General features: G+C 71.2%; 11 protein-coding genes. 9 read left to right on the top strand and 2 right to left on the bottom strand.

Going from position 1 to position 12738, the window contains the following annotated elements:
* The first annotated feature begins 76 nt into the window (after positions 1-76).
* Positions 77-1678: an alpha/beta hydrolase gene (locus ACFVHO_RS14200; protein ID WP_385713354.1), complete on the top strand. Its 1602-nt coding sequence runs from the start codon at positions 77-79 to the stop codon at positions 1676-1678.
* Between the two features lie 101 nt (positions 1679-1779).
* Positions 1780-2196 (top strand): RidA family protein, encoded by a 417-nt coding sequence (locus ACFVHO_RS14195; protein ID WP_385713353.1) that lies wholly within the window; start codon positions 1780-1782, stop codon positions 2194-2196.
* Here the strand turns inward: ACFVHO_RS14195 and ACFVHO_RS14190 are convergent.
* Positions 2193-2798, bottom strand: a complete 606-nt coding sequence (locus ACFVHO_RS14190) for a TetR/AcrR family transcriptional regulator (protein WP_385713351.1) — start codon at positions 2796-2798, stop codon at positions 2193-2195. The genes ACFVHO_RS14195 and ACFVHO_RS14190 overlap by 4 nt on opposite strands.
* A gap of 78 nt (positions 2799-2876) precedes the next feature.
* On the opposite strand from ACFVHO_RS14190, the gene ACFVHO_RS14185 reads away from it, so the two are divergent.
* Positions 2877-3377, top strand: coding sequence for an SRPBCC family protein (locus ACFVHO_RS14185; RefSeq protein ID WP_385713349.1), 501 nt, complete (start codon positions 2877-2879; stop codon positions 3375-3377).
* A 4-nt stretch (positions 3378-3381) separates the two neighbouring features.
* On the opposite strand, the gene ACFVHO_RS14180 is transcribed toward ACFVHO_RS14185, so the two are convergent.
* Entirely contained in the window at positions 3382-3975 is a 594-nt protein-coding gene (locus ACFVHO_RS14180) for an adenylosuccinate lyase (RefSeq protein WP_385713347.1), read from the bottom strand.
* Between the two features lie 381 nt (positions 3976-4356).
* Here ACFVHO_RS14180 and ACFVHO_RS14175 point away from each other — a divergent pair, with 381 nt between their 5' ends.
* From ACFVHO_RS14175 to ACFVHO_RS14150, 6 genes are all read left to right on the top strand, one after another.
* The gene (locus ACFVHO_RS14175; protein WP_385713346.1) at positions 4357-6138 is read left to right on the top strand and encodes a 3-hydroxyacyl-CoA dehydrogenase family protein; all 1782 of its coding nucleotides are present in this window, start codon (positions 4357-4359) and stop codon (positions 6136-6138) included.
* A 118-nt stretch (positions 6139-6256) separates the two neighbouring features.
* Positions 6257-7084, top strand: a complete 828-nt coding sequence (locus tag ACFVHO_RS14170; RefSeq protein ID WP_385713486.1) for a TetR family transcriptional regulator — start codon at positions 6257-6259, stop codon at positions 7082-7084.
* 691 nt (positions 7085-7775) lie between these two features.
* A complete protein-coding gene (ccrA, locus tag ACFVHO_RS14165) occupies positions 7776-9113 on the top strand; it encodes a crotonyl-CoA carboxylase/reductase (protein WP_385713344.1) in 1338 nt (445 codons plus the stop codon).
* A gap of 17 nt (positions 9114-9130) precedes the next feature.
* Positions 9131-11182 (top strand): protein meaA, encoded by a 2052-nt coding sequence (locus ACFVHO_RS14160; protein WP_385713343.1) that lies wholly within the window; start codon positions 9131-9133, stop codon positions 11180-11182.
* A complete protein-coding gene (locus tag ACFVHO_RS14155) occupies positions 11179-12162 on the top strand; it encodes an HpcH/HpaI aldolase/citrate lyase family protein (protein ID WP_385713341.1) in 984 nt (327 codons plus the stop codon). Before ACFVHO_RS14160 ends, ACFVHO_RS14155 begins: the two co-directional genes overlap by 4 nt.
* 5 nt (positions 12163-12167) lie before the next feature.
* Positions 12168-12737 carry a MaoC family dehydratase gene (locus ACFVHO_RS14150; RefSeq protein ID WP_385713339.1) on the top strand — a complete coding sequence of 190 codons (570 nt, stop codon included), beginning with the start codon at positions 12168-12170 and terminating at the stop codon, positions 12735-12737.
* Position 12738 lies beyond the last annotated feature (1 nt).

Below are 12738 nucleotides of genomic sequence, written 5' to 3'. Positions count from 1 at the left end.
CCCGGCGGGGTTTCCGGGACGATGCCGCGGGGGTCGTGGGCCTCGCGGCCCCGAACCCTCCGCTCTGGGAGGCTCGATGAGAGCAACCGCCGTCTCACTGTGCGGCGCCGCCGCGCTGGTGACCGGTCTCGTCGTGGCGGTGCCGTCCGCCGCGGGCACCGACACCCGGGCCGTGCCGCGCACCGCGCACACCCCGCACCCCCTCACGTGGAAGAAGTGCGCCACCAAGGACCACCCGAAGCTCCAGTGCGCTTCCCTGAAGGTGCCGCTCGACCACGACCACCCGCACGGCGAGCAGATCACGCTCGCCCTGTCCCGGATCGCACACACCGGCAAGCGCTACCAGGGCCCCCTCCTGGTGAACCCCGGCGGCCCCGGCGGCAGCGGACTGTCCATGGCCGGGTTCGTCGCCAAGACGCTTCCCGCGAAGGTCGCCGCGGGCTACGACGTCATCGGCTTCGACCCGCGCGGCGTCGGCAGGAGCAAGCCCGCCCTCACCTGCCGCCCCGGCCACTTCAAGCCGGTACGGCCCGCCACGGTGCCGCACACGGCCGCCCTGGAGAAGGCCAACATCAACCGGGCGCGGGCCTTCGCCGAGGCGTGCGCCGCCAAGTACGCGGACGTCCTGCCGTTCATCGACACGGTGAGCGCGGTCAAGGACATGGACGCGATCCGCGCGGCGGTGGGCGCCCCCGAGATCAACTACTTCGGGTACTCGTACGGCACCTACCTCGGCGCCGTCTACGCGAAGCTGTTCCCCGACCGGGTGCGCCGCATGGTCCTGGACTCCGTGGTCGACCCGCACAACGTCTGGTACGACGCGAACCTCACCCAGGACCACGCCTTCGACAGCCGCCACAAGGCCTTCATGGCCTGGGTGGCCAAGCACCACAAGCAGTACCGGCTCGGCAAGGACCCGGCGAAGATCGAGGCCAGGTGGTACGCCATGCGCGCCGCCCTGGCCAAGAAGCCGGCCGGCAAGAAGGTCGGCGCCGCCGAGCTGGAGGACACCTTCATGCCGGGCGGCTACTTCAACGGCTACTGGCCGTTCCTGGCGGAGGCGTTCTCCTCGTACGCGCGCACCAAGGACACCGACCTCCTGGTCGAGGCGTACGAGAACTTCGGCGCCGTGGACGCGGCGGGCGACAACAGCTACTCGGTGTACACATCCGTGGGATGCCGGGACGCGGCCTGGCCGCGTGACTGGGCGCAGTGGCGCCGCGACAACTGGCGCACGCACGCGAAGGCGCCGTTCATGACGTGGAACAACGCCTGGTACAACGCCCCGTGCGCGTTCTGGCCGGTGCGGTCGCTGCACCACCCCGACGTCACCAACACCTCCCTGCCGCCGGTGCTGCTCTTCCAGGCCACCGACGACGCGGCCACGCCGTACGAGGGCGCGATCACCATGCACCGCAAGCTGCGCGGATCGAGCCTGGTGGTGGAGCAGGGCGGCGGCAACCACGGCATCACGCTGAGCGGGAACGCCTGCCTGGACCGGTATCTGGCGACGTATCTGACCAACGGCAAGGTGCCGCACAGCGGCGGTGAGGTCGACGCGGTGTGCAAGCCGCTGCCCGAACCGAAGCCGAAGGGCGCGGCGCGCGCGGGCGCGACCCGGGGCGACGCGGCGAGCAGCGGGGCGGAACTGCACCGGCTGTTGGGCTTCCGCGGCTGACATCCGGTCGCACGCGGCCGTCCGCGGCTGACACGCGGCCGGTACGCGGGCTCCGGACTCCGCCGGGGGCGCTGTCAGAGCCGTGGTCCACCATGGTGGCCATGAGTCGACTGACACACATCAGCGCCCCCGACGGGGTCGCGCCCGCGACCGCGTACACCCACGTGGTGTCCGGCACGGGCCGCCTCGTCGCCGTCTCCGGTCAACTCGCCCTGGACGAGGAGGGCAAGCTGGTCGGCGCGGGGGACGCGGCGGCGCAGGCCCGCCAGGTCTTCGAGAACCTGCGGCGCTGCTTGGCGGCCGCGGGCGCGGACTTCGACGACGTGATCAAGCTGACGTACTTCGTCACGGACGTGGCGCACATGCCCGCGGTCCGCGCCGCCCGCGACGCCTTCCTCGACCCGGCCCGGCTGCCCGCCGCGTCGGCGGTGCAGGTGGCGGCGCTGATGGGGCCCGAGTTCCTGATGGAGATCGAGGCACTCGCGGTGGTCCCGGAGGAGGCCGCGACGGACGCCTAGCTGTACCGACCGGGCCCGTCGCCCAGCAGCAACAGCGCACTGTCCCCCGCCAGTTCCTCCGCGTGCGCGGGCAGCTCCTCGCCCCGACGCAGATGGCGGCGGACGATCGTCAGCGGCAGGTCGATCACGGCGAGCGCGACCCGGTCCGCGGCGGGCCCGGCCTCCGCGCCGAGCGCGGCGCACAGCCCGGCCACGGCCTCGCCCACCCGCCGGTGCCCCGCCTCCGCGCGCAGGACGCTCGGCCCGGGCCAGTCGTCCTGGGCGAACTCGGCGGCGCCGTACAGGAGCAGGGCCGCGGCGCGCGGGTGCGCCCTGCTCCACGCGACCACATGGACGGCCGCCGCCCGGGCCGCCGCGCGCGGATCACCGGCACCCGACCCCAGCGCCGCGAACCACCCCTCCTGGAAGCCCTCGACGGTCCGCAGCCACACCTCCGCGAGCAGCGCCGGACGCCCCGGGAACCGGTGGTAGACCGAACCGCTGGGCGCGCCGACCGCCTTGGCCACGGCCGCCATCGTGACCGCGGACGGGCCCGAGTCCGCGACGAGTTCGACGGCGGCGTCGAGAAAGCGGTGCACGTCGTACCGGGGTGGTCTCGCCATGTATTGGAGAGTACCCTCCAATTAAATAGAGAGGCCCCTCCAAAACGGGAGCCCCCGCTTCAGGACCTTGGAGCCACCATGGCCGTGCTCAACGTCCACGAACGCCTCCTGCCCGTCGAGCCGAGCGCGGTCGGCGGGCTCATCGACGCCCTCGCCGGGGCAGACGACCCGCTGTGGCCCACGGCCGACTGGCCGCCCATGAGGCTCGACCGGGGGCTCACGCCCGGGTCGCGCGGCGGCCACGGCCCGGTCAGGTACACCGTGGCGGCGTACGCGCCCCGGCAGTGGGTGCGGTTCGCCTTCACCGGCCCGCGCGGATTCGACGGGTTCCACGAGTACACGGTGCATCCGCTGGACGACGGCAGCGGGCACACGGTCCTGCGCCACACCCTGACGATGCGCGCTCGCGGCGCGGCCCGGCTGACCTGGCCGCTGGCGTACCGCGCCTTCCACGACGCCTGCCTCGAGGACAGCCTCGACCGGGCGGAGCACGCCCTGACCGGCACGGTCCGCCGCCCCGCCCGCTGGAGCCCCTACGTGCGCCTCCTGCGCCGCCTCACGCCCGACCGGCCCTCGTGACCCTTCATGAACCCTGCGCCCGCACCGACACCCGGGCCAGCGCCGCCGCCGCGGCCGCCGCGAGGCGCGGGTGCGCGCAGGCGGCCGTGAGCACCGGTATGGCCCGTGGGTCCCCGAGGGCCCCGAGCCCCTCGACGCACGCCAGCGCGACCTTGCCGTAAGGGTCGTTGGGGGTCAGGCGGCGCTGGAGGGTGACGATCAGCGCGGGCGCCGACTCCGGGGCGCGCAGTTCCGTGAGGAGTCGCACCGGATGCAGGGCGTAGGCCACCCGCAGTTCGTTCGTGGCGAGCGCCGCCGCCGCGCGCGCCGTGCGCCGGTCACCGAGCCGCGCGAGGGCGTACGCGGCGGCGGCGCAGCGGGGCGGATCTCGGTGGTTCAGGAGCAGCACCAGCGACTCGAAGGCCCGCCGGTCCCCCAGGACCCCCAGCCTGACCGCCGCCAACTCCCGCGCCCACAAGGGCTGTCCGGCCGCGAGCAGCACCCCCGCGAGCTCGTCCGCGGTACCGGCGGCCAGCAGTCTCTCGTACGCGTCCAGCGCTCCCGACGCCACCGCCTCGCGTCGTAAGCGATCCGTCACCGTCCGCAACTCCGCATCCATGCGCCGAGCCTAGTCGCGACGGACGTCACAGACACCGGGGGCTGGCGCGCTCGTTACTCGCGGGTTAATCTCATGTGAGCGGGGCACACTCCCCGCGTAGAGTTCGTTCGCAGTACTCGCACTTCGCATCTCAGCTCCTGACGGCCTGGTGACGCAGCCGTCTTGGGTGTTGTCGGTTCGGTACGCACGTACCGCAGGACGGCGTGGCCACGGGACAGGGCCTGCCGGTTCCCCTCTCGCGCAACCTCCGCACGCCGTACGCCACTTCACGCCCGCTCGCGCGGTCGCCCCGCACGCTCGCGTGGCCCGTGTCCGGTGCGCCCCCGCCACGCGCCGTGCGCGTGCGCCCCTCAGTCGTCACTCACTTCCTGGAGTCCACACATGGACGCTCCCTTCAGCACGGTCGCCGTCGTCGGCCTCGGCACGATGGGCACCGGCATCGCCGAGGTGCTCGCGCACGCGGGCCGCGAGGTCATCGGCATCGACATCAGCGAACAGGCCACGGCCCACGCCGTCGCCGCCCTGGAGGCCTCCACCGCGCGCGCCGTGCGCCGCGAACGGCTCACCGAGGGCGAGCGCGAGGACATCCTCAGCCGCTTCCGCGCCTTCACCGACCTGCGGGCGGCTGCCGAGGCCGACCTGGTGATCGAGGTGGCCCCCGAGTCGTACGAGATCAAGCAGCGGATCTTCCGTGAGCTCGACGGCATCGTGCGCCCCGACACGGTCCTCGCCACCGGCACGAACGCGCTGTCCGTGACCCGGCTCGCCGCCGAATCCGCGCACCCGGAGCGGGTGTTGGGCCTGCACTTCTTCAACCCGGCGCCCGCCATGAAGCTCGTCGAGGTCGTCTCGTCGGTGCTCACCGCGCCGGCCGCCGTGGCGGCGGTGACCGACCTCGCCTGCGCGCTCGGCAAGGAGCCCGTCGCCGTCGGCGACCGCCCGGGCTTCGTCGCCGACGGGCTGCTCTTCGGCTACCTCAACCAGGCCGCGGCGATGTACGAGGCCAAGTACGCGAGCCGCGAGGACATCGACGCGGCGATGCGGCTCGGCTGCGGCCTGCCGATGGGGCCGCTCGCGCTGCTCGACCTGATCGGCGTCGACACCGCCCGCACCGTCCTCGACGCCATGTACGCCGAGTCCCAGGACCGGCTGCACGCGCCCGCGCCGATCCTCAAGCAGCTCAGCGAGGCGGGTCTGACGGGGCGCAAGTCGGGCCGGGGCTTCTACACCTACGCGGCGTCCGACAGCGACGAGGTGGTGCGGGACGCGGCGACTCCGCTGGAGGGCACCCGGCAGGCGCGCGGGCGCGAGATCCGCTCCGTCGGCGTGGCCGGTTCCGGCACCATGGCGTCCGGGATCGCGGAGGTCTTCGCGAAGGCCGGGTACGACGTGGTGCTCGTCGCCCGCAGCGAGGAGAAGGCCGTCGCGGCCAGGGCCCGGGTCGCCAAGTCGCTCTCGCGCTCCGTCGACAAGGGGCGGCTCACGTCCGAGGCGGCGGCGAAGACGCTGGACCGGATCACTCCGAGCGGTACGTACGACGCGTTCGCCGACGTCGACCTCGCCCTGGAGGCGGTCGCCGAGGACCTGGAGATCAAGCAGCAGCTGTTCGCGACGCTCGACAAGGTCTGCAAGCCCGGTGCCGTCCTCGCCACCACCACGTCCTCGCTGCCCGTGGTGGCCTGCGCCCGCGCCACCTCACGGCCCGGCGACGTGATCGGCCTGCACTTCTTCAACCCGGCGCCCGCCATGAAGCTCGTCGAGGTCGTGCGCACCGTCCTGACCGAGGACGACGTGCACGCCACCGCCCGCGAGGTGTGCGCGTCGATCAAGAAGCACCCGGTGGACTGCGGTGACCGGGCCGGTTTCATCGTGAACGCGCTGCTCTTCCCCTACCTGAACAACGCGATCAAGATGGTCCAGGAGCACTACGCGTCCCTCGACGACATCGACGCGGCCATGAAGCTCGGCGGCGGCTACCCGATGGGGCCCTTCGAGCTCCTGGACGTCGTCGGCCTGGACGTCTCGCTCGCCATCGAGAAGGTGCTGCACCGCGAGTTCCGCGAGCCGGGGCTCGCCCCCGCGCCGCTCCTGGAACACCTGGTGGCCGCGGGCTGCCTCGGCCGCAAGACGGGCCGGGGATTCCGCGAATATGCCCGGCGCTGACCGGCGCGCGGACCCCGGGGCCAGAGCACACGAGGCGGTGCGCGCCGAGCGCGCGGACTGGGGCGGGCTGCTCGATCCGTCGGGCAGCCCGGTCCCGCAGGCGCACTCAGCTGCGCACATGCAGTACGTTCGGGGCATGCCCAAGGCCGCCAAGTCCTCACGTACGACAGCTACGCCCGACGCTCCGGAGAGCGCCGCGGGCAGCCGCGCCGCCGCACAACGGCTCAAGATGCGCCGCGAGCTGGCGGCCGCCGCCATGGAACTCTTCGCGTCCAAGGGCTACGAGGCGACGACGGTCGACGAGATCGCCGCCGCGGCCGGGGTGGCCCGCCGGACCTTCTTCCGTCACTTCCGGTCCAAGGAAGAGGCGATCTTCCCCGACCACGACGACACCCTGATCCGCGCGGAGGCCGTGCTCAACGCGGCGCCCGCGCACGAGCATCCGCTCGACACGGTGTGCCGCGGCATCAAGGAAGTCATGAAGATGTACGCGGCCTCGCCCGCCGTGTCCGTGGAGCGGTACCGGCTCACGCGTGAGGTGCCCACGCTGCGCGAGCGTGAGATCGCCTCCGTGGCGCGCTACGAACGGCTCTTCACCCGCTATCTCCTCGGGCACTTCGACGAGCACGCGCACCACCACGGCAACGACGATCCGCTGCTCGCGGAGGTCGCCGCGTCCGCCGTCGTCACGGCCCACAACCACGTCCTGCGGCGCTGGCTGCGGGCCGGGGGCCAGGGGGACGTGGAGGGGCAGCTGGACCACGCCTTCGGCATCGTCCGGCGGACCTTCGGCACGGGCATCCCCGCCGGGCGGGACACGGCGCCCTCCTCGGCGGCGGCCACCGTCTCCGACGGGGGCGAGGTCCTCGTCACCGTCGCCCGCACGGACGCGCCCCTCGACGAGGTCATGCGCACCATCGAGAAGGCCCTCCGCACCCGCACCTGACCCGCACCCCCGTTCGGCGCTTCGCGCCGCGTCCTCAATCGCCGGACAGGCTTTCTCCCACCCACCCGCCCAACCTTGAACCGGCTGACCAACAGCCCGGCACCTTCAGCCCGCCTCGGTGCCCCCTCAGCCCGCCCTGGTGCACCTTCGGCACACCCCGGTGTGCCTTCAGCCCGCCCCGGCGAAGTAGTTTTCAGCCCGTCCGGCGTTTGAGGACGAGGCGCGGAGCGCCGATTCGGCGGAGGACCGTCCCACCCGCACGGGACACCCACCCCCAGGGGGTCCAGGGGCACAGCCCCGGTTTCGGAGAAGGGGCGGGACTGGGGCGCCCCGCGAGGGAAAGCCACCCGCACCCCACCTGACCTGCAATGATCGATCATCGCTCAGATGAACCCACCCGGTGACAACTGAGAGAAATTGTTGGCACTGAGTGTCTTGCCGACTGGCACGCGGTGTCATACGTTGATGTTGTCCGGGCGGCCGACGGGTGGAGAACTTCCCCCACCGGCTGTCCCCGCGAGCCACTGGCAAGCGCGCCCGGACGCCTGCGTCACAGGCACCCCGCGCCCCACCAGGGCGCCGCCAGAGCACCACCTCCGCCGAACCGACGGCACCACCCCGTTTTCAAGGACCACCCCGACGTACCCCTCAGAGCGCTCCCCCTCGAAGCGCCCTTCGCCGGAGGCAACCCATGCAGGAAATCCTGGACGCGATCCAATCGCAGGACACCTCGGCCGCCGACTTCGCCGCGCTGCCGCTGCCCGAGTCGTACCGCGCGGTGACCGTGCACAAGGACGAGACGGAGATGTTCACCGGGCTCGCCACGCGCGACAAGGACCCGCGCAAGTCGCTGCACCTGGACGAGGTGCCGGTGCCCGAACTCGGCCCGGGCGAGGCCCTGGTGGCCGTGATGGCCTCGTCCGTGAACTACAACTCCGTGTGGACGTCCATCTTCGAGCCGCTCTCGACCTTCGGGTTCCTGGAGAGGTACGGCAAGTTGAGCGACCTCACCAAGCGCCACGACCTGCCGTACCACGTCATCGGCTCCGACCTCGCGGGCGTCGTCCTGCGTACCGGCCCCGGCGTGAACGCCTGGCACCCCGGTGACGAAGTCGTCGCGCACTGCCTGTCCGTGGAGCTGGAGTCCTCCGACGGCCACAACGACACGATGCTCGACCCCGAGCAGCGCATCTGGGGCTTCGAGACCAACTTCGGCGGCCTCGCGGAGATCGCCCTGGTGAAGTCCAACCAGCTGATGCCGAAGCCGGACCACCTGAGCTGGGAGGAGGCCGCGGCCCCCGGCCTGGTGAACTCCACCGCGTACCGCCAGCTCGTCTCCCGCAACGGCGCCGGCATGAAGCAGGGCGACAACGTCCTGATCTGGGGCGCGAGCGGTGGACTCGGTTCGTACGCGACGCAGTTCGCGCTGGCCGGCGGCGCCAACCCGATCTGTGTGGTGAGCAGCCCGCAGAAGGCGGAGATCTGCCGCTCCATGGGCGCCGAGGCGATCATCGACCGCAACGCCGAGGGCTACCGGTTCTGGAAGGACGAGCGCACCCAGGACCCCAAGGAGTGGAAGCGCTTCGGCAAGCGCATCCGCGAGTTCACCGGCGGCGAGGACATCGACATCGTCTTCGAGCACCCCGGCCGCGAGACCTTCGGCGCGTCCGTCTACGTCACCCGCAAGGGCGGCACCATCACCACCTGCGCCTCCACCTCGGGCTACATGCACGAGTACGACAACCGCTATCTGTGGATGTCCCTGAAGCGCATCATCGGCTCGCACTTCGCCAACTACCGCGAGGCCTGGGAGGCCAACCGCCTGATCGCCAAGGGCAAGATCCACCCGACGCTCTCCAAGGTGTACTCCCTGGAGGACACCGGGCAGGCCGCCTACGACGTGCACCGCAACCTCCACCAGGGCAAGGTCGGCGTCCTCGCGCTCGCGCCCGAGGAGGGACTCGGCGTGCGCGACGCGGAGAAGCGGGCCCTGCACCTCGACGCCATCAACCGCTTCCGCAACATCTGAGGGGCGAGGGCCCATACATGACTGAGCGCCAGAAAGACCGGCCGTGGCTGATGCGCACCTACGCCGGTCACTCCACGGCCGAGGCGTCGAACGAGCTGTACCGGCGCAACCTCGCCAAGGGCCAGACCGGCCTGTCGGTCGCCTTCGACCTGCCGACGCAGACCGGCTACGACCCGGACCACATCCTCGCGCGCGGGGAGGTGGGCCGGGTCGGCGTCCCGGTGTCCCATCTCGGCGACATGCGGCGGCTGTTCCAGGACATCCCCCTGGAGCAGATGAACACCTCCATGACGATCAACGCGACCGCCATGTGGCTGCTCGCGCTGTACCAGGTCGTCGCCGAGGAGCAGGGCGCCGACATCACCCAGCTCCAGGGGACGACGCAGAACGACATCGTCAAGGAGTACCTGTCGCGCGGCACGCACGTGTTCCCGCCGGGGCCGAGCCTGCGGCTGACCACCGACATGATCACGTACACGGTGGCGAACATCCCGAAGTGGAACCCGATCAACATCTGCAGCTACCACCTGCAGGAGGCCGGGGCCACGCCGGTGCAGGAGGTCGCGTACGCGATGAGCACGGCGATCGCGGTGCTCGACGCGGTGCGCGCGTCCGGGCAGGTGCCCGAGGAGAAGTTCGGCGACGTGGTCGCGCGGATCTCGTTCTTCGTGAACGCCGGGGTGCGGTTCATCGAGGAGATGTGCAAGATGCGGGCCTTCGGGCGCATCTGGGACCGGGTCGCGCGCGAGCGGTACGGCATCACCAACCCCAAGCAGCGCCGCTTCCGCTACGGCGTGCAGGTCAACTCGCTCGGCCTGACCGAGGCGCAGCCGGAGAACAACGTCCAGCGCATCGTCCTGGAGATGCTCGCCGTCACGCTGTCGAAGGACGCACGCGCGCGTGCCGTGCAGCTGCCCGCCTGGAACGAGGCGCTCGGCCTGCCCCGCCCTTGGGACCAGCAGTGGTCGCTGCGCATCCAGCAGGTCCTCGCGCACGAGAGCGACCTGCTCGAGTACGAGGACATCTTCGCGGGCTCGCACGTGATCGAGGCCAAGGTGGACGCCCTGGTCGAGGAGTCCCTCGCGGAGATGGACCGCATCGAGCAGATGGGCGGCGCGATGGCCGCCGTCGAGTCGGGCTATCTGAAGGCGCAGCTGGTGTCCTCGCACGCCGAGCGCCGGGCGCGGATCGAGGCCGGCGAGGACAAGATCATCGGTGTGAACGTCTTCGAGACGACGGAGCCGAACCCGCTCACCGCCGACCTGGACACGGCGATCATGACGGTCGACCCGGCGGTGGAGGCGCGCGTCGTGGACGCCATCGGCTCCTGGCGCACCACCCGGCAGGAGTCCTCGGACCGGCAGGGCCTTGGCGACCCGTACCACTTCCCCACCGTCCAGCAGGCACTCGACCGGCTCAAGGAGGTCGCGGCCGGGACCGGCAACCTGATGGAGGCCACCCTGGAGTGCGCGCGCTCCGGAGTCACGACCGGCGAGTGGGCGGGCGCGCTGCGGGAGGTCTTCGGCGAGTTCCGGGCGCCCACGGGCGTGTCCGGGGCGCCGGTGGCGGTCACCGCGGAGGCGGGCACGCCGCTCGCCCTGGTCCGCGAGAAGGTCGAGAAGACGTCCGCCGACCTCGGCAGCGGCAAGCTGCGCTTCCTGGTCGGCAAGCCGGGCCTGGACGGGCACTCCAACGGCGCCGAGCAGATCGCGGTGCGCGCGCGTGACGCCGGGTTCGAGGTCGTCTACCAGGGCATCCGGCTGACCCCCGAGCAGATCGTGGACGCCGCGCTCGCGGAGGACGTGCACGCGGTGGGTCTGTCGATCCTCTCCGGCTCGCACGCGCAGCTCGTGCCGGACGTCCTGACGCGTCTGCGCGCGGCGGGCGCGCACGACATTCCCGTCATCGCCGGGGGCATCATCCCCACCAGCGACGCCGAGGACCTGAAGGCGGCGGGTGTGGCCGCCGTGTTCACCCCCAAGGACTTCGGCATCACGGAGATCATCGGCCGTATCGTCGACGAGATCCGGAAAGCGAACCACCTCGACCCCCTGGAGGTCCCCGCATGACCCCGTCCCAGACCCAGCCCGGCGCCGTGAACCGGCTCCGCCCGCGCCGCTCCTGCCTGGCCGTGCCGGGCTCGAACCCGCGCTTCCTGGAGAAGGCCCAGGGCCTGCCCGCCGACCAGGTGTTCCTCGACCTGGAGGACGCGTGCGCGCCGCTCGCCAAGCCGGAGGCGCGGCACACCATCGTCAAGTTCCTCAACGAGGGCGACTGGACGGGCAAGACCAGGGTCGTGCGCGTCAACGACTGGACGACGGAGTGGACGTACCGCGACGTCGTCACCGTCGTCGAGGGCGCGGGGCCGAACCTGGACTGCATCATGCTGCCCAAGGTCCAGGACGCCCAGCAGGTCGTGGCCCTGGACCTGCTGCTCACCCAGATCGAGAAGACGATGGGCTTCGAGGTCGGCAAGATCGGCATCGAAGCGCAGATCGAGAACGCCCAGGGCCTCAACAACGTCAACGAGATCGCGACGGCCTCCCAGCGCGTCGAGACGATCATCTTCGGCCCGGCCGACTTCATGGCGTCGATCAACATGAAGTCGCTGGTCGTGGGCGAGCAGCCGCCCGGCTACCCGGCGGACGCCTACCACTACATCCTGATGAAGATCCTGATGGCCGCCCGCGCCAACAACCTCCAGGCGATCGACGGCCCCTACCTCCAGATCCGCAACATCGACGGCTACCGCGAGGTCGCCCAGCGCGCCGCGGCGCTCGGCTTCGACGGCAAGTGGGTGCTGCACCCGGGCCAGGTCGAGGCGTCCAACGAGATCTTCTCGCCGTCCCAGGAGGACTACGACCACGCCGAGCTGATCCTGGACGCGTACGACTACTACACGTCCGAGGCGGGCGGCAAGAAGGGCTCCGCGATGCTCGGCGACGAGATGATCGACGAGGCCAGCCGCAAGATGGCGCTCGTCATCTCCGGCAAGGGCCGGGCCGCGGGCATGAAGCGCACCAGCACGTTCGAGGCCCCGGAGGCGTAGGGATCATGCAATTCGGCCGCACCTACGAGGAGTTCGAAGTCGGCGCCGTGTACAAGCACTGGCCCGGCAAGACGGTCACGGAGTACGACGACCACCTCTTCTGTCTGCTCACCATGAATCATCACCCGCTGCACATGGACAGCAACTACGCGGAGAAGACGACCGACTTCGGCAAGAACGTCGTCGTCGGCAACTACATCTACTCGCTGCTGCTCGGCATGTCCGTGCCTGATGTCTCCGGCAAGGCGATCGCGAACCTGGAGGTCGAGTCGCTCAAGCACGTGGCGCCGACGTTCCACGGGGACACGATCTACGGCGAGACGACCGTCCTGGACAAGACGCCGTCGAGGTCCAAGTCGGACCGGGGCATCGTGTACGTGGAGACCAAGGGCTACAAGCAGGACGGCACGCTGGTCTGCGTGTTCCGCCGCAAGGTGATGGTGCCCACCGAGACGTACATCAAGGAGCGCGGCGGCGAACAGCCCGGCCGCCCGCCCGTCTCCCACCACCACCCTCAACCGACACCCCTGCGGGGCGACACCCCCGTCTCGGAGCTGAAGAGCCAGGAGAAGTAGC

This window comes from Streptomyces sp. NPDC127108 (assembly GCF_042677545.1).
Classification (GTDB): domain Bacteria; phylum Actinomycetota; class Actinomycetes; order Streptomycetales; family Streptomycetaceae; genus Streptomyces.
This window is presented reverse-complemented; position numbering and strand designations above follow the sequence as displayed.